Below are 20819 nucleotides of genomic sequence, written 5' to 3' on the forward strand. Positions count from 1 at the left end.
GCCGTGCCGCTGCCTCTCCCTCCGTGGACCCTCAATCAAACGGGCATTCTCATGGCTTCCAGATCGCCACTGGCCTTCACCGAACTTCCAGTCGTGGATGTTTCCGGCCTTTTCTCCTCAAACAGGCAGGACCGGCTGGACGCTGCCGGCGAACTCGGCAAGGCCGCCAGGGAGGTCGGGTTTTTCTATGTGAGCGGGCACGGGGTTGCGCCGGATGTGCGCAGCAGCCTGATCGACCTGACAAAGCAGTTCTTCGCGCTTTCCGACGAACAAAAGATGGCGATCTACATCGGAAAATCGACAAACCATCGCGGTTATGTGCCTCCTGGAGAAGAGGTCATGGCGGATGGCAAGGGCGATACCAAGGAGGCCCTCGATCTGGGGCCGGAAGTCCCGGCCGATCACCCGCTGGTCAAGGCCGGAACGCCGTTCCTTGGGCCCAATCAATGGCCGGACCTTGACGGTTTCCAGTCCGCGATCAGCACTTATTATGATGCCGTCTTCGATCTTGGCCGCCATTTGCTACGCGGGTTTGCGCTCGCTCTTGGCGAGGATGAACATTTTTTCGACAAATACGTCACCTGTCCGCCGAGCCAGCTCCGGCTTCTTCATTATCCCCACAATGGAGAGGCGACCGACAGCCCGGGCATCGGGGCGCATACGGACTACGAATGTTTCACGCTGCTTCTGCCGACCGCACCCGGTCTGGAGGTCATGAACGGGGCTGGAGAGTGGATCGACGTGCCGCTGTTGCCCGGCGCTTACGTGGTCAATATCGGCGACATGATGGAAGTGTGGACCAACGGGCGCTTCGTGGCCACGTCCCATCGGGTGCGCAAGGTCAAGGAGGAACGCTATTCCTTCCCGCTGTTTTTCGCCTGCGACTACGACACGGTGGTTGAACCCCTGCCCGCTTTCGTCGCGAAGAATGAAAAGCCCGGTTTCGGGCCGATCAGGGCCGGCGACCACCTTCTGGCGCAAACCATGCAAAGCTTTACCTATCTCATCGAAAAGCAGAAACGCGGCGAAATAGGCCTGCCGGAAGGAGCCAAGGAATTGTCTTCGTTCGGGCAGGAAGCCCGGCAGAAGGCGGACGCGGATGCTTGAGCGGATGAAGGAGCTGCCGAAGACCTGGCAGGGCCTCTGGCATCGCACCCTGCTGGAAAAGCGTGGCGCCGGAAGCCTGACGAACGACCGGCCGGCGCAGGTCTATTGGCTTCAGACTGGTTTGTGGCATGCGGATTTGCGCATTCCCGAAGACCGGCCGGATTTTGCCGGCGTGTCTTCGCTCGCCGGTTGCAGCCTCGAACAATTGCGCTTCATTGCCGGTCAGGAAGGATTTTGCGGCGTCACCCGTGTCGAAGGCCATATCTGCACCTGGTCCCGGCTGTTCGATCTCAATCCCGGTACCGCACTCGATGTCGCGCGGATGCGGTTCGAACGCGAGGACTTCATTGTCGAGACGGGCATCGCGGAAGACTACACCGAACACTGGGAATGCCTTGCCGGGTCCCGGCCCGCGCAAGATCTTCCCCAGGCGGTTTGCGCCGAGCTTGACGGCATCTTCCTGGCTTCCGGGAACTGGGCTGTTCAGATAATACTGCGCGGCGACGCGCCGGAAGACATTGACCTTTATACCGAGCCGGGATCCCGCAGCCGCGAACATCTCCTGTGGCAGGCCAGCCTGGCGCTCACACTCTGCGAGCGGACGCCACAAGGCTGGATCGCAAGGCTCTCGACACATCCATGGCTGGAGGGCCAAGCCCTTGCCGGGACAGGGGGCGAAACGGGATGCGCCTGATCAACCGAAAGCCGAGCCGTGCGACGGCGCTGATGCTGGGACTGCTTCCGTTTGTGGCCCTCATAATCGTCTACTCCATCGCCAGTCAGGCCCGGCTTGCCGAGAACCCGTCCGACAGGCTGCTGCCGTCGCTCCAGTCCATGGCCTCTGCAATGGAAAAGATGGCGTTCGAACCGGACCGGAGAAACGGTGAACTTCTGCTCTGGAAGGACACGTTTGCCAGTCTGGGCAGGATCGGTGCCGGGCTCGGCATCTCCACGATTCTTGCGCTCGTCATTGGCCTGACAATGGGGACGTTGCCCTATGGCAAAGCGGCGCTGGCGCCGTTCGTCGCGGCCTTTTCCCTCATACCCCCCATTACGATCCTGCCGATCCTGTTCATCATTCTTGGTCTCGGTGAAGCTGCGAAAATAGGCTTGATCGTGGTCGGGACCGCGCCGGTCATGATCCGGTGCCTCGCCAAGGAAGCGCTCGACATCCCCCGGGAGATGATCATCAAGGCTGAAACGTTAGGAGCATCCAGCTGGCAGATCGCGACCAGGGTTATTGTGCCGGGTGTTCTGCCCATGGCGGTCATGGCTTTGCGGTTAGGCCTTATTCCGGCCTGGATCTTCCTTGTTTCCGCAGAAGCCATCGCATCGACGGAAGGGCTGGGTTACCGCATTTTCCTGGTCCGGCGTTACATGGCGATGGACATCATCCTGCCCTATGTCGCCTGGATCACGCTGCTTGCCTTCATGATGGACTATCTGCTGCGGGTCCTCTCACGTGTTGCCTTTCGATGGAAACATCTTGAGGGGGGCGGCCTGTGAGCAAGGACATTATTCTATCGGTAGACGGCGTCTTCAAGGACTACGGCGATACCCGTGTTCTGGAACGGGTCAGTCTCGATGTGGCGCCTGGAACGTTCTGTACGATTGTCGGTGCCTCCGGCTGCGGCAAGTCCACTTTCCTGAGAATGCTGCTGTCCCAGGAGCATCCGAGCCGGGGCAAGATCCTTCTGGCCGGTCAGCCGCTTCCGCTGGAACCGACACCGGATCGTGGCATCGTCTTTCAACGCTATTCCGTTTTTCCGCATCTGACGGTAGCCGAGAACCTGGTCCTGGCTGCGGAATTCGCGGCCGCACCGGTTACCGGACGGCTGTTCGGCTCCAGACGGAAAAAAGCACTTGCCGAAACCGAAGGTCTTCTCGATCGGATTGGACTGACGCATGCCGCGACCCGGTATCCCGCGCAACTGTCCGGCGGGATGCAGCAACGCCTGGCCATCGCCCAGGCACTGGTGAAGAAACCGCGCATCCTGCTTCTGGACGAGCCGTTCGGCGCGCTGGATCCGGGGATCAGGGCCGACATGCACGACCTGCTGCTCGGGCTCTGGGAAGAGTTCGACATGACGGTCTTCATGGTCACGCACGATATCAACGAAGCCTTCAAGCTCGGCACCCGCCTGCTCGTCTTTGACAAGGTCCGCCACGACCCCCAGGCGCCCGAGGCCTACGGGGCGACCATCACCTACGATCTGCCGCTATCGGCACCGGAGCCAGGATCGGCCCGGTTGCTTGATGAAATCGCGGGAACCATCCGCGTCCCGAAGACCGTGCATTCTTCGGGAATACAAACACCAAACCCTCACGAGGAACGTCCATGACACTGTTTGATCGGAACGGGCCGATGACCCATCACATGGCAGCCGGGTCCGTCCGGCGCGCCCCCGCGCAACGCCAGCATCATCCGGATTTCGACAAGCTGCAGCTGCGCGGCTGGAAGTCGGCGGAAAAGGAAGGCCTGCTGCCGTCCGACGCCTGGGAAAAGGAAAAGGCCTGGGCATTGCGCATGGGGTTGACCGGATCCGACAGCCTCACCGACAAGTCGATCCCGACATTCGCGCGCGGTGAACTGCCCCATTACGCAGGCATCAACACCTTTCTGAAGGCGCCGTATATCGAGGACGTGACCCAGGTCGGTGCCTATGATGCCGCCGTCATCGGGGTTCCGTTCGATGGCGGCACCACCTATCGGCCGGGCACCCGTTTCGGCCCCCAGGGAGTGCGCAAGATTTCCGCGCTCTATACGCCCTACAATTACGAGATGGGTGTCGATCTGCGCGAACAGATGACGCTCTGCGATGTCGGCGACATCTTCACCATCCCGGCGAACATCGAGAAAACCTTCGACCAGGTCACCCGGGCTGTGTCCCACGTGGCGTCTTCCGGTGCGCTGCCGATCATGATCGGCGGCGATCACTCCATCGGCTTTCCGTGCGTGCGCGGCATCGCCCAATGCACCTCGAAGCGCATCGGCATCGTGCATTTCGACCGGCATATCGACATCCAGGAAAAGGATCTCGACGAGCGCATGCACACGACCCCCTGGTTCCATGCGACGGATCTGGTCAATGTTCCGGCGGTGAACCTGGTTCAGATCGGCATCGGCGGCTGGCAGGTCCCGCGCGAAGGGGTCGAGATCGCGCGCCAGCGCAACACCAACATCTTCACCATGCGCGACGTGGAGGAACTGGGCCTTGCGGAAACCGCTGCCCGGGCGCTTGAATTGGCGTGGAAGGATGCGGACGCCGTCTACATCTCCTTCGACATCGACAGTGTCGATTGCGGCTTCGTGCCCGGCACCGGCTGGCCGGAACCGGGCGGGTTCCTGCCGCGCGAAGCCCTCGAGCTGGTCTCGCTGGTTGCTAAGGAAGGCATCTGCGGTCTCGAAGTCGTGGAAGTCTCGCCGCCCTACGACTGTTCCGACATCACCGCGCTTCTGGCGACCCGGGTCATTGTCGATGTGCTCGGCACGCTGGTCTCCCACGGCAAGATGGGCTCGCACAAGGGGATCATCGACAAGCCTGTCAGCATTCCCGCTGGTCCGGACCTGGGATGACGGCATGACACACGACCATCATCATCACCACCACCATGATCACACGCACGGGCCTGGACATGCGGACGGCGCTCATGGTCACGAGGCTCACGGGCACGGGGCTCACGGGCACGGTCACAACCACGCGGGCCACGATCATCTGCATTCCCATGTGCATGCAGGCTCGAGCACGGACAGGGCCGACGAAATCCAGGCCCTGTGCACGAGTTTCATCGACGGTTTCCGGAGCGCGGAAGACAAGACCAGTTACCTGAGGCTTGCCGGTGTTCCGTTTCACAAGCCGGGCACCGATCACCTCGTTCAGCACCTGGTCGACGCCAGGATCGTGAGCGACTGGCAGGTCGGGACCGCCTCCCCCGCCTTCGCCTCCAGGGAACTCGTCTACCTGCCGTTCCCCGGACCGATGGTTCAGGCGCGGGAAACCATGTCCTTCACCTATGTCTCGCTGACCGAGCGGACAGATACAGATCTGATCGAGATCCTCACACAACGCCTTAGCCAAGGAGATATCGCAGAATGAAACAGATCCTGACAGCTGCACTTGCGACAACCATCAGCGCACCTGCGTTTGCCCATCCCGGATCACATGACGGATTTTCCGGCTGGGAAGTGGCTGCCGGGCATCTGCTCGGAACGCCGTTCCATATGGCGCTTCTTTTGGGCGTGGTGGCTGCGGCCGGCGCAGCGTTGGTCCTGTACAAACGATCGACCGGCCGGAAGGTGATCCGGAGGCGGGGCTGACACTCTGTTGAACCGCAAAGCACGCGGCGGGCTTTGTTGCGGCTCTCCGCGCGGCTGCCGGGCCTTCGCTCACGCGCACGCGGACAGGCGGGTTCTGCCTGTCCGGACACCAGGAAGGTCTTGGATCATGAGATCCTGTCTTTATAAAAATCCAGTGCCCTGTGAAAGATCTCATGCCAGGTATCATCCAGCGGCCTATCGAGGTCTGACCAGAAAAACCGGAACTCATGACCTCCATCGTCTTCCGTATGGTGGGACCATCGCTCGGCTGATTTCGGGAGCATTACCTCATAAAAAACCCATTCCTGTCCGGGAGCAATTTTTTCCGAGACCCCAATTCTTTTGAAAGTTTGCTCAAGGCACAGGCCACTTTCCTCGTTCAGTTCCCTATGCGCCGCATCTTCATCATTTTCTCCTGGCTCAATGGTTCCCTTGACCAGCTGACATCCTGCCAGGGGATGTTCAAATCCCAGAAATTGTATCCCTTCTCCTCTTTCCCTGAGAACAATCGGACAGACTTTGCGGGTGTTCATATAGTTTATTTCCTTTCAGGGATGCCCTGAAACAGGCTGCACGTTCAGTCTGAACGAAGACTCATCTGCCACCGTCACAAAGAGGGAATGCTGCATGGCGCCCGGGGATCTTTTTTGCCACGCATCGCCGCCCGGGCGGACCGTTATTCGTCTTCCGGCTGAGTGCAAATGAATAAAACCAGATTGTAGAAAGCTCTGGCCAAGGAGGCTGAAACACTTCGCGACGTCCCCTGAAAAGGTCAGGACTGCCGGGAGATACCTGATATCCTTGCCTGCGCCAGGCGTTGGCGTTCGGGGAAAAACAGCGTGCTGATGTCGTCGATGGCCATCGGACCGCCGAACAGATAGCCCTGCCCGCGTGTGCAGCCCAAATCGACCAGAATGTCGCGTTGTTCGACGGTCTCGATGCCCTCGATCATGACTTCCGAGCCCATGGTCTCGGCTATACCGAGAACCAGTTTCAATATTTCGCGCTGTTTTGCGTCCTTCACGGCTCTTGTGGCAAGGGATCTGTCGATCTTGATCTCGTCCCAGTGGAAATCGGTCAGATAGGACAGAGCCGAGTAGCCCGCACCGAAATCGTCCAGGGAAATGCCCACACCAAAAGCGCGCAGGTCGTTCAGGATGGTCTGAACCCGCTTCAGGTCGCTCATCAAGGTCGCTTCGGTGACTTCGAGCTTCAGCCGAGACGCGGGCAGCCCGGACCGGTCCAGGCATTCCTCCAGCATGGTCATGACATCATCGCTCAGCAACTGGGCTACGGACAGGTTGACCGAAAGCGACAGGTCCCCGGGCAGCAATTGCACTTCCGAACAGGACGTTTCCAGAATTCGCCAGCCGAGTGAAATGATGTCACCGTTGCCTTCAGCGATCGGAATGAACTCAAGCGGCGAAATCCAGCCCAGATCGGAATGATACCAGCGGGCAAGGGCTTCCACGCCGTAGATGCGCCCGGTCGTGAGATTGAATTGCGGCTGAAAATGCGGCAGGCAGTCGTTTGCCTCGATGGCGGAGGACAGGGCGTTCTCAACGATCGTGCGGCGATCCAGTTCCTCCCGCATGATCGGCTTGTAGGCCACTGTCCGCCAACGGCTGGTTTCGCTCGCATTGGCAACGGCGAGATTGGCGTTGTTGATGAGTTCGGCTGTGTCCTGGTCCGGGGCGTTGGAAACCGCATAGCCGATGACCGGTGAGATCAGGGAGGCACCAAGCGCAGTCTGGACAGGCCGAAGGAAGACATCGGTTATTGCCTTTGCAATGTCCGGTGCCGAAACGCCCTGGTCCTCGTCGAAGGCCACCATCAGGGAAAATCCCTTTCCTGCAGACCGGGCAAGGCAGTAACAGACTTCAAGGCGGTCAGCCACGTGGCGCATCAGATCGGTGGATGCGGCAAGCAGGGCTTCATCCTTAGCCGTGGTGAAGGTCGTGCCCGACGGCCAGCGGCTCTCCAGATCTATGCTGACAACACACAGGGTCTGGTTCCCGGACAGTCCGGTCGCGGCGGCGCGCACCCGTTCGGCAAAAACCTTGTGATTGATGAGACCCGTTGCGTTGTCGTGATTCAACCGCAGGGCCAGGTCTTCCGCCTGAGCGGCGTTCTCTCTTGCACGGTTTTTCCATGTCTTGCTTCGAGCGTTGACATGGCGGATCCAGATGACAGCGGCAACGAGCAGTGCCAAGGCCAGCCCGTGCTGCAGGATCCGGCTGAGCTGGGTGTCTTCGCCTGCAGGCAAAAGAGCCAGGGCCGCCAGGCCGGCAGCCAGAGCGAGACCGCCCCACAGAGCTGGAAATAAGAGTTTCAACAGTCTTTCAAACCGCATCGGGCCATCCGTTGTGATGACAGACCCCTCTTTGGGACCGTCAATTCCTTGTGCCCGGTTCCGTGTCTGTCTCGGGCCAACCGGTGCCCCCCGGTTTGGCAATTTCAAGGCGTTGGCAAAGGCAAGGCCTTGATGCAGCACCCCTGTACGAGTTTCCTTGTCAGATATTCCGCCGACAGGCTTTCATGAAACTGGCGTCCACCCCGAGCGTCGCATTCGAACTCGTGTGGCCACCTTTCCTAAGCCCCCAGATATGATCGGGAACTGTTAAAACCGTCTGAATGGAAAAAGAAGCATGGTAATTTCTGCGCGTGTTTTTTCAAGGCGGTTGCCGTTTTCCGGGTCTCTACGATGCTTGCGGTGATGCCCTGCCTTGACGATGGTCCCGAGGCAATAAACTCTGCAACGGGATAAACAACGCCGGAAGACCTGCAATGACGCTCCTGACGCGCATGAGAGATAGTTTTTCCGCGGTTGCCCTGGTGGTTGCGGTGAGCAGTTTCGGTGCCGCGCTGACACCCTCCCTGATGCCCCGAGATCCATTTGTTCAGGCCGCGCTGGCGGGCGTTTCCGCTTCGCTCGGATACGAAGCCATTCTCCTGCTCAGGGCTCTCTGGCGGTATCTGGAGCTTCCCGAACCCAAGGCGCGGCACAGACGGGCCTGGAACCGGCTTGCGTTAGCTTCAAGTGCCGGAATTCTGGTCTATTCCCTTTCGAAGGCCGCAAGCTGGCAGAACGCCACCCGGGAGGCCGTCGGCCTTCCTCCACTCGAGACGGCTGCTCCGGTTTTCATATTCGCAACCGGGTCGCTGATCGCGCTCAGCCTGTGGCTGTGTTTTCGGGGCGCAGGCATGCTCAGGAATTCGGTTGCCGTCCTGCTGGAAAAACTGGTGCCGCGCCGCGTCGGCATCGTGCTTTCGATCGGTCTGGTCGGCTGGCTTTTCTGGGCGCTCATCGACGGGGCCCTGGTCCGCACCGCCTTCAAGACCGCCGATGCGTCCTTTCTAGCCGCCGACATCCTGATCGAACCGGATACGCCGAAACCGCTGGATCCGATGAAAACGGGGAGTGCGGAGTCTCTGGTCCGTTGGGATGAAATGGGGCGCTGGGGCCGGCACTTCATCGCATCGGCTCCCACGCCTGCAGAATTGTCCGAATTCCATGACGGGCCGGTGCAGGAGCCGGTGCGGGTCTATGTCGGCAGGCGGTCCGCGGAGACGGCCCAGCAACGAGCGGATCTCGCCCTTGCGGAACTCGTGCGAACGGGCGGGTTCGACCGCTCCGTGCTGATCGTCATGGTTCCAGTGGGGACCGGCTGGATGGATCCCGGCGCACACGACACTCTCGATTTCATGACCGGCGGCGATGTGGCAACTGTCACGGTGCAGTATTCCTATCTGACGAGCATTCTCTCCCTGCTGGCCCATCCGGACTATGGGGTCGAGCAGTCCCGTGTGCTGTTTGACGCGATCTATGATCACTGGACCGGATTACCGGAGCAATCCCGTCCGAGGCTCTATGTGCATGGCCTCAGCCAGGGCGCTTTCAACTCCCAGGCGACCCTGCCCGTGCTCGATTTGTTGAGTGATCCGATTCACGGGGCCCTGTGGGCAGGGTCACCGTTTTTTTCACAATACTGGGCTGCCGTGCGCGATCAGAGGAATGCGGACAGTCCTTCCTGGCGGCCGGCGCTCGGCAATGGTTCCCTGATCCGGGTGATGGACCAATATGGCGGACTGGCGGGTGACTTTGCGCCCTGGGGACCTGTGCGCGCGGTGTTTCTCAACTACGGCAGCGACCCGATCGTCAACTTCACCTTCGACAGCGCCATCAGGCCGCCAGCCTGGCTGTCCATGCCGAGAGCGCCGGATGTCACGGACGAGCTTTCCTGGTTTCCCGTGGTGACCATGTTGCAACTGGCGCTGGATTCCATGTTCGCGCTCGATGTGCCCCGCTTCGGGCACTATTATGTCGCGCCGGACTATATCGACGCGTGGGCGGCGCTGATCGCTCCAGACGGCTGGACGCCGGAGCGGGCGCGGCAACTCAAGGTGATTTTCGAAAAGCGGGCGCCGGCCTTTTGAGCCTTTTCAAGGACGATCGAGCAGCGCGGCCAGGCCGCGCTTGAAAGCTTCCCCGGCTGGTTCGGCTGCGGTCAGGATGGCTTCGATCTTGAAGAAGTCCATGGTCTTGAACTGCCCGACGGGGGGCTCGATCAGGAGATCTGGCCGGGAACAGGCCAGTTTCGCCGCCACCAGCGAGTGCATGGTAATCGAAATCGAACCGATCCATGTGTCCAGGCCGCTTGGCAACCCCTTGCGTCGGGCGAATGTGCTGCTGGTGACATCCACCGCAATGCCCAGATGACCGTTGCCCTGCAGGACATCGAAAGGGGTCGGATTGACGAAACCGCCATCGATCAGCACCCGCCCGTCGATGCTGACCGGTGTCAGCAGCATGGGCAAGGATGACGAGGCGGCAATCGCCGGCAGCAACGGACCGCGATCCAGAACGACCTGGGACTGGGTATGGAAGTCCGTCGCGATAATCTTCATCGGCACCCTGAGGTCCGTGAAGCTGTCTGCCACGCCGTCGGGGAACACCGTTTCGAACAGCACGACAGGATCGATGATGGCCGGGCGCATCATGTTGAACAGGGACGCCCAGGTGCGGCCGTTCTTCAAGAACAGTTTCTGCAGCAACTGCGGTTTGCGGGTGAACAGGTCGACCGTGATTTCCCGGACTTCGCGGCCGCTCAGGCCGCTGGCGTAGAAACCGCCGAGAATGGCTCCCATCGAGGTCGCCGCGATTTCCGCAGGCCTGACACCGAGGTCGTCCATGGCTTCCAGAACCGGGATGTGTGCGAAGGCCTTGGCCGCGCCGCCGCCGAGAGCAAGGCTGAACGTGTCCGGTCTTGACAAAAGCGGAGATGGCCCGGACACGGCCGTGTCCTCCGCAGCGGCGTTGAGGACCGGTCCCGCGCCGCCGGCGGCAATCGCTCCAAGCATTAGGTCACGACGTTGGATCATCTTGAACAAACCGGATTGTCTTCCGTGCCGGTCGTGTCACGGACCGGTGGTCCTGTAACAAATACAAGGACGCGCCAATCTGAAACGACCCTGTCAATGCGGCTCGGGGCCGGAAGATCTGTTCCGGTCCCGAGCCGCTTGCGTCTTATTGCGGCAGCTTGTCGTCGACGCCCTTCACGTACCAGTTCATGCCGAGGATCGCGCCGTCATCGAGCGTGACGCCGTCTTCGGCCGCAACGGAGCCGTCCTGTTTGGTGATCGGGCCGGTGAAGGGTTCCCAGCCACCCTTGATTTTCGCTTCGGTGGCCTGGGCCATCGCAACAACATCGTCCGGAAGGTTGGTGTAAGGCGCCATGACCACGTGACCTTCAGCAAGGCCGTCCCAGGTGCTTCCCGTCTCCCAGGCACCGTCCAGAACCGCCTGAACCCGATGCACGTAATAGGGTGCCCAGTCGTCGATGATGGCCGTGTACTGGGCATCCTTGGCGAAGTTGATCATGTCGGAGGCCTGACCGAAGCCATGGACGCCGCGCTCCTGGGCAACCTGCAGCGGCGCCGTGGAGTCTGTGTGCTGGGTGATGATGTCGGCACCCTGGTCGATCAGGGCCTTGGCCGCATCGGCTTCCTTGCCCGGGTCGAACCAGGTGTTGACCCAGACGACTTTCAGCTTGAAGTCCGGATTGACGGACTGGGCGCCGAGCAGGAACGCGTTGATGCCGGAAACCACTTCGGGAATCGGGAAGGAGGCAATGTAGCCCGCAACGCCGGATTTGGACTGTTTCGCCGCGATCTGGCCGATGATGTAGCGGCCTTCGTGGAATTTGGAGTTGTAGGTTGCCACGTTGTCGGCGGACTTGTAGCCGGTGGCGTGTTCGAATTTCACGTCCGGGAATTTCTTCGCCACCTTGATGGTCGGGTTCATGTAGCCGAACGAGGTGGTGAAGATGATGTTGCAGCCTTCGCGTGCGAAGCGCTCGATGGCGCGTTCTGCGTCGGGCCCTTCCGGCACGCTTTCAAGATAGGCGGTTTCAACCTTGTCGCCGAATTCCGCTTCGACAGCCAGGCGGCCCTGGTCGTGCTGGTAGGACCAGCCGAAATCGCCGACCGGTCCGACATAGATGAAGCAGGCCTTGACATCGGCAGCGTTGGCGGCGGAGCCGGCCGCGGCAAACGCGATGGCGGCAACAGTGGTTTTCAGTAGAGATTTCATCTGGATCGTTCCCCTGTGGTTTGATCTCTTTTTGCGATCTTGCTTACTGTCCCGTTCCCGAGATCGCGCGGGAGCGGGCTGTCCGGAGGACGACGAATGGTGTCACCTTGCGGTGCCAGCGCGTTTTAGCCGACAAACTGCCAGCTTTGTTCGTTTTTCCTGACGATATTTAGCAAATTCGATGCCAATTCATCCTCAAGTGTGAATTCGTGACCTAGCGGTCCGGTACAAACGGCTTGCCGAGGCAGGCCGGTGTGTTGACCAGCGTCAGTCTGCGGTTTGCCGAGATCAGCACCAGCACCAGTATGGTTGCGAGATACGGCAAGCTGGACAGCAACTGGGACGGAATGTCGATTTCCACGGCCTGGGCATGCAGATTGAGGACGCTGACGGCGCCGAACAGGTAGGCGCCGACCACCACGCGGAGCGGCAGCCAGGACGAAAACACCACCAGGGCGAGCGCAATCCAGCCCCTCCCCGCGGTCATGTTTTCCACCCATTGCGGCGTGTAGGCAAGCGACAGATATGCGCCCGCAAGCCCGGAACAGGCACCGCCGAACAGGACGGCCGCGAAGCGGACCCGGATGACCGAATATCCAAGGGCATGCGCCGAGCCGTGATTGTCACCCACGGCGCGCAGCACGAGGCCGAGGCGGGTGCGGAACAGACCATAGGCAACGACGGCCACCAGGGCGAAACTCAGGTAGACGATGGCATCCTGCCGGAACAGCACCGGACCGACAAATGGCAGGTCCGAAAGGACCGGTATGAAGAGTTCCGGCAGTTTCAGGCCGGGCACGCCGATGTAGGCCTCGCCGATCAGTCCGGAAAACCCGATCCCGAGAATGGTCAGGGCAAGACCCGTCGCCACCTGGTTGGTGACCAGAACCAGCACGAGAAAGCCGAACAGGGCGGACATGGCCATGCCGGCGGCGATGGCGGCGATCACACCGAGCGCCCCCGATCCGGTCTGGTTGGCGACCGCGAAACCGACCACGGCGCCCATGATCATCATGCCTTCCACGCCCAGATTGAGGACGCCGGAGCGTTCGGAGACCAGTTCGCCGGTCGCTGCAATCAGCAGCGGTGTGGCGGCGGTGATGACGGTGAGAAGAACAGCTTCAAACATGGGCGGTCTCCCGGGCAGCGGACCACCGCCTTGTCAGACGGAAGCGATAGAGGATCAGCGTGTCACACGCGAGAACGAAAAACAGCAACAGCCCCTGGATCACGCTGGCGATCTTGTTGGACACGCCCATGGCCGACTGCACGGCCTCCCCGCCGATATAGGACAGTGCCAGCACGAACCCCGCGACAATGATGCCGAACGGATTGAGACGCCCGAGAAAGGCCACGATGATTGCGGTAAAGCCATAGCCCGGAGAAATGACCGGCAGCAACTGGTTCAGCCCGCCCGAGACTTCCATGGTTCCGGCCAGACCGGCCAGCGCACCTGCCAGAGCGAATGAGAACAGCGTGAGGCCTCGGGCTGAAAAACCCGAGAAACTGCCCGCCCGCGGGCTTTCGCCCATGACCCGGATTTCAAATCCCTTGAGCGTTTTTGCCAGAACAAGGGCGAGGCTCACGGCGATGACAAGGGTGATGGGCGTCGACAGGCTCATCAGGCCGCCGAAAACCTCGGGCAACGTTGCCGAATCCGAGAAAATGCGGGATTCAGGAAAGTTGTAGCCGCCCGGGTCCCGCCAGGGGCCGCGCACGAGATAGTCCAGGATCAGGCTCGCGACATAGACCAGCATGAGGCTTGTCAGGATTTCGTTGGTGTTGAACCGGGCTTTCAGGACGGCGGGTATCAGCGCCCACAAGGCACCGCCGATGGCTCCGAAAAGGAGCATCAACGGCAGGGTCGCGGCGGTTTCAAACTCCGGAAACAGGACAGGCAGGGCCGATCCGAACACGGCGCCGACAACAAATTGGCCTTCTGCGCCAATGTTCCAGTTGTTGGACAGATAGCAGACCGCCAGTCCGCAGCCGATCAGGACCAGGGGGGTGGCCTTGTCGATGGTCGCTTCGAGGGACCATTGTTGTGTGAGTGGTTCGATGAAGAACTTGTACAACGCAATCAGAGGGTTGTGACCGGATATTGAGAAAATGAGTCCGGCTGCGAGTGCCGTGAGTGCGATGGCGATCAAGGGCGACAGCAGCAACATGAGCTGGCTGCGTTCCTTGCGTTTGACCAGTTCGATGCGCATCAGGCGACCTCCCCTTGCGTCTCGGCGCCGCCCGCCATCAGAAGACCGACACGTTCGCGGGTCATTCCGGCAGCGGATTCGGCCACGGACAGATAGCCCCTGGAAATGACCGCGATCCGGTCGGCGATCTCGAAGATCTCGTCGAGGTCCTGGCTGATCACCAGAACGGCGGAGCCGGACCGGGCCAGATCGATCAGGGCCTGCCGGATCAAGGCCGCCGCGCCCGCATCCACGCCCCAGGTGGGCTGGTTGACAACCAGAACGCCGGGCTTGCGGTCAAGTTCGCGTCCGACAACGAATTTTTGCAGATTGCCCCCCGAAAGGGAACGCGCCTCGGGATCGTCGTGGGACATGCGCACATCGAAATTCTTCTTGATGCGTTTTTCCAGGGCGCTTGCCCGGGCTGTCGACACCAAGCCGCCGGTGATCAGGCCGTCAGCGGTGCTGTGGCGCGTCAGGACGATGTTGCGAGAGAGCTTCATGCCCGGCACGGCACCGTGGCCGAGCCGTTCTTCCGGAACGAAGGCGGCATCCTGTTGGCGCCGCCATGTGATGGATTTGTTGCCGCACAGCTTGCCGTCGATCCGGACCATGTCCGGGGCCAGCGGAACCTCGCCGGAGATCGCATCGAAGAGTTCTCCCTGGCCGTTTCCGGCGACTCCGGCAATGGCAACCACCTCTCCGGCGCGCAGGTCCAGCGAGATGTCATTCAGCGCAGTGGCGAAAGGCGTTGCCGCCCTGGCGGAGAGGTTCTGCAAACTGAGACGTGCCGCGCCAAATTCAGGTTTCTGCGCTCCCGCGTTCACGGGGGCCACATCGGCGCCGACCATCATGCTGGCGAGCGACGCCGGCGTTTCCAGTGTCGGATCGCATTCGCGCACAACCTGACCGTGGCGAAGGATGGTGGCGTGGTGACAAATCCGTTTCACTTCCTCAAGACGATGGCTGATATAAAGAACGGCACAGCCTTCCGATGCCAGCCGCCCGAGTGTCAGGAACAACTGGTCCGCTTCCTGCGGCGTCAGCACGGAAGTGGGTTCATCCATGATGATGAGCTGTGGTTCCTGCAGCAGGCAACGGACAATCTCGATCCGCTGGCGGATGCCCACCGGCAGGTCGGCGACGATGTCGGCGGGATTGAGCGGCAGGCCATAGTCGCGGGAAACCGTCTCGATGCGGTTCGCGAGATCCGCCATCCGGCCGGGTCTGGGCAGGGCAAGTGCGATGTTTTCAACGACGGTCAGTGCCTCGAACAGCGAAAAATGCTGAAAGACCATGCCGATGCCGAGGTCACGGGCCGCCGCCGGATTGTCGATCCCGACAGCACGGCCCTGCCACAGGATCTCGCCGGCATCCGGCTCCAGAGACCCGTAGAACATCTTGACGAGTGTGGATTTGCCGGCGCCGTTCTCACCCAGAAGGGCGTGGATCTCACCCTTGTTGATGACAAGGTCGATCCGGTCATTGGCGAGAATGTCGCCAAATCGTTTTGTCAGACCCCTGGCATCCAGCAACGTGTCCGTTCCGGACCTGTCTTGCCGGACCGTGCCGTCGTCCAACCTTGAATTTCTCGTTTCTGCCACGCTGTCCCCCGAGCGAATGCCGCCTTATCGACCATGTGTGCGTTTTTGTGCAAGCCCCTTGCCTGAAGCCGCTTGTTGATGACAGGCTTCGTCGCGGACCAGAAGGTCGACGGCGATGCCGGCGGCAATCGCAGCCGGCTGTTTTGAATTGACTGCCGTCACGCCGACCGGACAGACCATCCTGGCAACAAGCGCGTCATTCAGGCCCCGCGCATTCAGGCGTTTCTGGAAGCGCGCACGTTTTGTCGCCGAGCCGATCACCCCGCAATAGGCAAACCGCTGCTGTAACAGGGCCCGCGCCATGATCTCTTCGTCCAGAGCGTGCGAGTGGGTCATGGCCAGAACAAAGGATCCGTCAGGAGCCTGGTCGAGTTCCGATGCCGGGCTGGCCGAGGCGATCTTGTGCACTTTGGCGGGAACCGGCCCCGGAAACTGCTCCCTGCGGCTGTCGATCCAGAATATCTCGAAGGGCAACGGGGCCAGAGCCAGCACCAGAGCCTTGCCGACATGCCCGGCTCCGAACAGAAACAAGGCGCGCCGCCGGGTGCCGAACTGTTCGATGATGCTCCGGCTTCCGCTTGTTTCGTCCGTTTCGATCGCGAACAGTCCGGGGCAGGAGCGCCGGCTCACCCGCCGTTGACCGAGACCTTGCTCCGTCACCCGGGCTTCGGTCTGGAAGGAGCCTTGTTTCGCTTCCAGGGACGCGAGGTGCCGGGCCTGGTCCAGCGCTTCGGTGGTCAGTACCTCGATGGCCAGCTGCACGCGGCCGCCGCAGCACTGGCCAAGATCGGGACCGAGCGAGACCGTTTGGAGGGAAAACGCCGGAACGCCGGTCTGAACGGCAGCAGCAGCCCTGCGAATGGCTTCGAATTCCAGGGTTCCGCCGCCGATCGTGCCATGAAATTCCGCGTTCCCGGTCACGATCATGCGGGCGCCGCTGTCGCGCGGTGACGAGCCCTCCGCCAGGGCGACGGTCACAAGGGCGCAGGCGCCGCCACGCTCCAGGCAATCGGCAATGTGCGCCCACACATTCATCAGGACACCTTCCGCCTGCGCATGTCCTGGACGGCTTTCATGATTGCTTCCGGCGTTGCCGGCGCATCCAGTTCCGGGATCTGCCCCGGCACCAGGCTGGCGACGGCGTCGTTGATCGCGCAGAAGACTGCATTGGCCAGCATGACCGGCGGCTCGCCCACCGCTTTAGAGCGGTAGACGGTGTCCTGCGGATTGCCGTTGCCCTCATAAAGCCGAACGTTGAATTCATCGGGAATGTCCGAGGCGGTCGGGATCTTGTAGGTGGACGGCGCATGGGTGCGCAACCGGCCATGCTCGTCCCACACGAGCTCTTCCGTGGTAAGCCAGCCCATGCCCTGCACAAAGCCGCCCTCGATCTGTCCGAGGTCGATCGCCGGGTTCAGGGAATGGCCGACATCATGCAGAATATCCACGCGGTCCACGGTCATTTCCCCGGTCATGGTGTCGATGGTGACCTCCGCGCAGGCCCCGCCAAAGGCAAAATAGAAGAATGGGCGGCCGGTGACCGTGTCCCGGTCCCAGGTGATGCCGGGTGTCGCGTAGAAACCGGCGTGGGACATCTGGATGCGCGCCATATGGGCCAGCTTCGCGACTTCGGACAAGGCGAAGCTCTGATCCCCGACCAGCACCTTGTTGTCGGTGAAATGAATGGCGTCGGGACCGCATTGATGCCGCTCGCACAGGAAGGCAATGAGCCGGCTCTTTATTTCGCGTGCCGCGGTCAAGGCGGCCATGGCATTCAGGTCCGTGCCGGAGGACGCCGCGGTCGGCCCGGTATTGGGCACCTTGGACGTGTTCGTGGCGGTGATGCAAACCTTGTCGAGCGTGACCCCGAATTCCTCGGCGACGACCTGGGCGACCTTCTGGTAGAGCCCCTGCCCCATCTCGGTGCCGCCATGGTTCAGATGAACCGAGCCGTCGGTATAAAGATGCACCAGCGCGCCGGCCTGGTTGAGGTGTTTCAAGGTGAACGAGATGCCGAATTTTACCGGCGTCAGCGCAAGGCCTTTCTTGAGGACGGCATTTTCGGCATTGAATCTTTCGACGTCATCGCGGCGCGACCAGTATTCCGAACTTTCCTCGAGCTGCCCGATCAGGTCATGCATGACCTCATGTTCTTCCACCGGCATGCCGTAGGGCGTCATGTTGTGGTCGCCGTCGTAGAAATTCAACTTGCGGATCTCGAGCGGGTCCCTGCCGAGCTGAATTGCGATCGCGTCGATCACGCGTTCCGCGGCCAGCATGCCCTGGGGACCGCCGAAGCCCCTGAAGGCGGTGTTCGAACAGGTGTCCGTGCGCAGGCGTCGGGACCGGAGCAGCGCGTCGGGATAGAAATAGCTGGAATCCGCATGAAACAGGGTGCGGTCGTTGACCCCCAGCGAGAGGTCAACCGAATAGCCGCAGCGCGACAGGAACTCCATGTCGACGGCCCGGATCCTGCCAGTGCCGTCGTGGCCGACCTTCCAGTTGACCTTAAAATCATGGCGTTTGCCGGTCATGATCATGTCGTCGTCGCGGTCCAGGCGCACCTTGCAGGTCCGGCCGGTCTTGCGGGCTGCAAGGGCGGCCAGCGCGGCCCACTGGTTCGCCTGGGATTCCTTGCCGCCGAACCCGCCGCCCATGCGTCGAACCTCGGCGGTCACCAAAGCGTCCGGAACGCCGAGAACCTTGGCCACGGTGTGCTGGATTTCCGTCGGGTGCTGGGTAGAGGAATGGACGAGCATGCCCCCGTCTTCCTGAGGCTGGGCCATGGCGACCTGCCCTTCCAGGTAGAAATGCTCCTGGCCACCGATCAGCATGGCGCCTTCCAGAACCGTTTCGGCCGCGGTCATGCCCGTTTCCGGCGAACCGCGCCGGAACTGATAGTCGGGAAGCACCGTGGTGTCTGCGGCGTCCGCATCGGCGGCGGTCAGGATCGGTGTCGTCGGGGCGACGTCGAACCTTGCCAAAAGCGCGGCCTTGCGGCCCAGGTCACGGGTCTCGGCGACAACCGCGAAGACAACCTGGCCATAAAAGAGGATTTCGCCGTCGGCAAACACGGGGTCGTCGCCGAAAGCGGAGGAACAGTCGTTCTTGCCCGGCACGTCCGCGCAGGTGAGCACGGCGACGACACCTGGCGCCGCGCGTACAGCTTCCAGATCGACGGAGCGGATCTGGCCGCGCACGGAATTTCTGTCCCAGCCGGGCACCACATGCAGCGTGCCGGTCGGCTCCACCATGTCGTCAATATAGGTGGCGGTGCCGGCGACATGCAGTGTCGCGCTGTCATGGGACAGCGCCTTGCGGACATGTTTGAGCGGCACCTCCGGGTGCCTGCGGTCAAGCGGCGCGGTCATTGCCTGCCTCCCGTCTTGCCAGAACCCTCAGTTCTCCCGGTGCCGTTCCGCTGATTTCCATAAGCGCCTTGGCCAGTAGGGCCCGCGCCGTCTCCATGCGGTATTCGGCGCTTGCCCGCATGTCTGTCAGCGGCAAGAAATCCGCCAGAAGCGCCTGCATCGCCGGGCCCCATGTGGAGGGATCCTCCAGAGAGGCGCCGGTGAGAGCGGATTCGGTGGCGGACGCCCGTTTGGGCGTTCCAGCCATTCCGCCATAGACAATCCGCGCCTCGAGCACGGTTCCCGCCTCGTCAAGCGTCAGCCGGAAGGCGGCCATAACGGAGGAGATGTCCTGATCGAAGCGCTTGGAAATCTTGAAACACCGAAACGCCTGATTGGCGGACGGGCGGGGAACGAATAGACCGGTGACAAATTCGCCGTCCCGGCGATCCTGTTTGCCGTAGTCGATGAAATAGGCCTCCAGCGGCAAGGCACGGGAGCCTTCCACGGAGCTCAGTTCCAACGTGGCTCCCAGGGCAATCAGCGCCGGCGGCGTGTCGCCGATCGGTGAGCCGTTGGCGATATTGCCGCCGACCGTCCCCGAGGCGCGCACCTGCTTGGACCCGATACGCCGCCACAGATCGCCAAGGTCCGGAGCCAGGGCTGTCATTGCGGCCTCGCTTGCCTGATAAGTCGCAGTCGCGCCGATCAGCACGCCCGAGGGACTGTCCTCCACCCGGTCCAGGCCGTCGATCCGGCCAAGCCAGATCATTTTCGGCAGGTCGCGAAGATGTTTGGTGATCCAGAGCCCGACGTCGGTGGCGCCGGCGACCAGGGTCGCGTCCGGATGCTGGCCATACAGCGCCGCCAGGCCATCCAGGCTCGCGGGAGCGGAAAAGAACCCTGAACTGTCGCCGATGAAGACGTCGCTGCCGTCCGCAAGCGCTTTCAGTTTTTCCCGCGTGTCGCTCGCGCGCCAGGAAAAGGCGTCGTCGGCGGCATCGAAACAGGCCTCCATGGCGGCATCGACGATCGGACGGTATCCAGTGCAGCGGCACAGGTTGCCGGCAAGCCACTCCGTCACGGTCCTGCGCGATTTCTCCGCGCCTTCCGCATGGTAGAGCGTGAACAGCGTCATGACGAAGCCTGGGGTGCAGAACCCGCACTGGGAGCCGTGCAATTCGACCATGGCCGCCTGGACAGGGTGCAGCCGGTTGTCCTGTGACAGATCTTCGACGGTAACCAGTTCGGCGCCATCGATCATGCCGAGCAACTGGATGCAGCTGTTGACCGGTTGATAGACCAGTTTTCCGTCGACCAATCGTCCGAGTGCCACCGTGCAGGCACCGCAATCCCCCTCGCCGCAGCCTTCCTTGGTGCCGGTTTCCCGGCGGCGCAGGCGCAGGTAATCGAGTACGGTTTCCGTGGGGCCGACAGACTCAAGTTCCACCGTTTGCCCGCCCTTCAGGAAGCGAATGGTATCCCGCATCTTCAGCTCTCCCTGCTGGTCAAAAGATCGAACAGTCGAACGGCGAAAGCGTTTCCGGCTTCAGCGTGCGTTCATCAAGGCCGCAGCGGCCGGCCGGGGAAAATCCGGTCCCCGGGGCGGTGTTGCGAGTGCGCGTTGTCGAACGCCCCATCGGTTTTCTCCCTCGTGCG

18 protein-coding genes are annotated in these 20819 nt (G+C 61.6%); 8 read left to right on the forward strand and 10 right to left on the reverse strand.

Annotation, left to right across the window (positions count from 1 at the left end):
- Window positions 1-51 precede the first annotated feature (51 nt).
- Genes WNZ15_RS22055 through WNZ15_RS22085 form a run of 7 tightly spaced genes read left to right on the forward strand, consistent with a single transcriptional unit; the run spans window position 52 to window position 5425 of the window.
- Window positions 52-1107 carry a 2-oxoglutarate and iron-dependent oxygenase domain-containing protein gene (locus WNZ15_RS22055; protein ID WP_342895181.1) on the forward strand — a complete coding sequence of 352 codons (1056 nt, stop codon included), beginning with the start codon at window positions 52-54 and terminating at the stop codon, window positions 1105-1107.
- Window positions 1100-1801 carry a hypothetical protein gene (locus WNZ15_RS22060; RefSeq protein ID WP_342895182.1) on the forward strand — a complete coding sequence of 234 codons (702 nt, stop codon included), beginning with the start codon at window positions 1100-1102 and terminating at the stop codon, window positions 1799-1801. Before WNZ15_RS22055 ends, WNZ15_RS22060 begins: the two co-directional genes overlap by 8 nt.
- Window positions 1792-2613 (forward strand): ABC transporter permease, encoded by an 822-nt coding sequence (locus WNZ15_RS22065; protein ID WP_342895183.1) that lies wholly within the window; start codon window positions 1792-1794, stop codon window positions 2611-2613. Before WNZ15_RS22060 ends, WNZ15_RS22065 begins: the two co-directional genes overlap by 10 nt.
- Window positions 2610-3449 carry an ABC transporter ATP-binding protein gene (locus WNZ15_RS22070; protein ID WP_342895184.1) on the forward strand — a complete coding sequence of 280 codons (840 nt, stop codon included), beginning with the start codon at window positions 2610-2612 and terminating at the stop codon, window positions 3447-3449. The genes WNZ15_RS22065 and WNZ15_RS22070 overlap by 4 nt, the downstream gene beginning before the upstream one ends.
- A 23-nt stretch (window positions 3450-3472) precedes the next feature.
- Complete coding sequence (locus tag WNZ15_RS22075) at window positions 3473-4684, forward strand: agmatinase family protein (RefSeq protein WP_342895269.1); 1212 nt, start codon at window positions 3473-3475, stop codon at window positions 4682-4684.
- Between the two features lie 4 nt (window positions 4685-4688).
- Complete coding sequence (locus WNZ15_RS22080) at window positions 4689-5204, forward strand: hypothetical protein (protein WP_342895185.1); 516 nt, start codon at window positions 4689-4691, stop codon at window positions 5202-5204.
- On the forward strand, window positions 5201-5425 hold the full coding sequence (locus tag WNZ15_RS22085; RefSeq protein WP_342895186.1) for a hypothetical protein: 225 nt from the start codon (window positions 5201-5203) through the stop codon (window positions 5423-5425). The genes WNZ15_RS22080 and WNZ15_RS22085 overlap by 4 nt, the downstream gene beginning before the upstream one ends.
- Before the next feature lie 125 nt (window positions 5426-5550).
- On the opposite strand, the gene WNZ15_RS22090 is transcribed toward WNZ15_RS22085, so the two are convergent.
- Window positions 5551-5958 carry an NUDIX domain-containing protein gene (locus WNZ15_RS22090; protein ID WP_342895187.1) on the reverse strand — a complete coding sequence of 136 codons (408 nt, stop codon included), beginning with the start codon at window positions 5956-5958 and terminating at the stop codon, window positions 5551-5553.
- A gap of 239 nt (window positions 5959-6197) precedes the next feature.
- Window positions 6198-7760 (reverse strand): EAL domain-containing protein, encoded by a 1563-nt coding sequence (locus WNZ15_RS22095; RefSeq protein WP_342895188.1) that lies wholly within the window; start codon window positions 7758-7760, stop codon window positions 6198-6200.
- A gap of 452 nt (window positions 7761-8212) precedes the next feature.
- Here WNZ15_RS22095 and WNZ15_RS22100 point away from each other — a divergent pair, with 452 nt between their 5' ends.
- Window positions 8213-9862 carry an alpha/beta-hydrolase family protein gene (locus WNZ15_RS22100; protein WP_342895189.1) on the forward strand — a complete coding sequence of 550 codons (1650 nt, stop codon included), beginning with the start codon at window positions 8213-8215 and terminating at the stop codon, window positions 9860-9862.
- Between the two features lie 6 nt (window positions 9863-9868).
- Here the strand turns inward: WNZ15_RS22100 and WNZ15_RS22105 are convergent, their stop codons facing one another.
- The 8 genes from WNZ15_RS22105 to xdhA all read right to left on the reverse strand — a co-directional run bounded on the left by WNZ15_RS22105 (window position 9869) and on the right by xdhA (window position 20649).
- Entirely contained in the window at window positions 9869-10807 is a 939-nt protein-coding gene (locus tag WNZ15_RS22105) for a patatin-like phospholipase family protein (protein ID WP_342895190.1), read from the reverse strand.
- A 145-nt stretch (window positions 10808-10952) separates the two neighbouring features.
- On the reverse strand, window positions 10953-12017 hold the full coding sequence (locus WNZ15_RS22110) for a BMP family ABC transporter substrate-binding protein (RefSeq protein ID WP_342895191.1): 1065 nt from the start codon (window positions 12015-12017) through the stop codon (window positions 10953-10955).
- Between the two features lie 214 nt (window positions 12018-12231).
- Window positions 12232-13146 (reverse strand): ABC transporter permease, encoded by a 915-nt coding sequence (locus tag WNZ15_RS22115; RefSeq protein WP_342895192.1) that lies wholly within the window; start codon window positions 13144-13146, stop codon window positions 12232-12234.
- A complete protein-coding gene (locus WNZ15_RS22120; protein ID WP_342895193.1) occupies window positions 13139-14227 on the reverse strand; it encodes an ABC transporter permease in 1089 nt (362 codons plus the stop codon). The genes WNZ15_RS22115 and WNZ15_RS22120 overlap by 8 nt, the downstream gene beginning before the upstream one ends.
- Complete coding sequence (locus WNZ15_RS22125; protein ID WP_342895270.1) at window positions 14227-15786, reverse strand: ABC transporter ATP-binding protein; 1560 nt, start codon at window positions 15784-15786, stop codon at window positions 14227-14229. Before WNZ15_RS22125 ends, WNZ15_RS22120 begins: the two co-directional genes overlap by 1 nt.
- Window positions 15787-15834: 48 nt before the next feature.
- Entirely contained in the window at window positions 15835-16845 is a 1011-nt protein-coding gene (gene xdhC / locus WNZ15_RS22130) for a xanthine dehydrogenase accessory protein XdhC (RefSeq protein ID WP_342895194.1), read from the reverse strand.
- Window positions 16845-19181: a xanthine dehydrogenase molybdopterin binding subunit gene (gene xdhB, locus WNZ15_RS22135; RefSeq protein WP_342895195.1), complete on the reverse strand. Its 2337-nt coding sequence runs from the start codon at window positions 19179-19181 to the stop codon at window positions 16845-16847. Before xdhB ends, xdhC begins: the two co-directional genes overlap by 1 nt.
- Window positions 19165-20649 (reverse strand): xanthine dehydrogenase small subunit, encoded by a 1485-nt coding sequence (gene xdhA, locus WNZ15_RS22140; RefSeq protein ID WP_342895196.1) that lies wholly within the window; start codon window positions 20647-20649, stop codon window positions 19165-19167. Before xdhA ends, xdhB begins: the two co-directional genes overlap by 17 nt.
- Between the last annotated feature and the right edge of the window lie 170 nt (window positions 20650-20819).

This window comes from Roseibium sp. AS2 (assembly GCF_038900065.1).
Lineage (GTDB): Bacteria > Pseudomonadota > Alphaproteobacteria > Rhizobiales > Stappiaceae > Roseibium.

Coding starts and splice junctions, on each gene's coding strand:
- WNZ15_RS22055 (WP_342895181.1), top strand. CDS start 52: ATGGCTTCCAGATCGCCACTGGCCTTCACCGAACTTCCAGTCGTGGAT.
- WNZ15_RS22060 (WP_342895182.1), top strand. CDS start 1,100: ATGCTTGAGCGGATGAAGGAGCTGCCGAAGACCTGGCAGGGCCTCTGG.
- WNZ15_RS22065 (WP_342895183.1), top strand. CDS start 1,792: ATGCGCCTGATCAACCGAAAGCCGAGCCGTGCGACGGCGCTGATGCTG.
- WNZ15_RS22075 (WP_342895269.1), top strand. CDS start 3,473: ATGACCCATCACATGGCAGCCGGGTCCGTCCGGCGCGCCCCCGCGCAA.
- WNZ15_RS22080 (WP_342895185.1), top strand. CDS start 4,689: ATGACACACGACCATCATCATCACCACCACCATGATCACACGCACGGG.
- WNZ15_RS22085 (WP_342895186.1), top strand. CDS start 5,201: ATGAAACAGATCCTGACAGCTGCACTTGCGACAACCATCAGCGCACCT.
- WNZ15_RS22090 (WP_342895187.1), bottom strand. CDS start 5,958: ATGAACACCCGCAAAGTCTGTCCGATTGTTCTCAGGGAAAGAGGAGAA.
- WNZ15_RS22100 (WP_342895189.1), top strand. CDS start 8,213: ATGACGCTCCTGACGCGCATGAGAGATAGTTTTTCCGCGGTTGCCCTG.
- WNZ15_RS22105 (WP_342895190.1), bottom strand. CDS start 10,807: ATGATCCAACGTCGTGACCTAATGCTTGGAGCGATTGCCGCCGGCGGC.
- WNZ15_RS22110 (WP_342895191.1), bottom strand. CDS start 12,017: ATGAAATCTCTACTGAAAACCACTGTTGCCGCCATCGCGTTTGCCGCG.
- WNZ15_RS22115 (WP_342895192.1), bottom strand. CDS start 13,146: ATGTTTGAAGCTGTTCTTCTCACCGTCATCACCGCCGCCACACCGCTG.
- WNZ15_RS22120 (WP_342895193.1), bottom strand. CDS start 14,227: ATGCGCATCGAACTGGTCAAACGCAAGGAACGCAGCCAGCTCATGTTG.
- xdhC (WP_342895194.1), bottom strand. CDS start 16,845: ATGAATGTGTGGGCGCACATTGCCGATTGCCTGGAGCGTGGCGGCGCC.
- xdhB (WP_342895195.1), bottom strand. CDS start 19,181: ATGACCGCGCCGCTTGACCGCAGGCACCCGGAGGTGCCGCTCAAACAT.
- xdhA (WP_342895196.1), bottom strand. CDS start 20,649: ATGCGGGATACCATTCGCTTCCTGAAGGGCGGGCAAACGGTGGAACTT.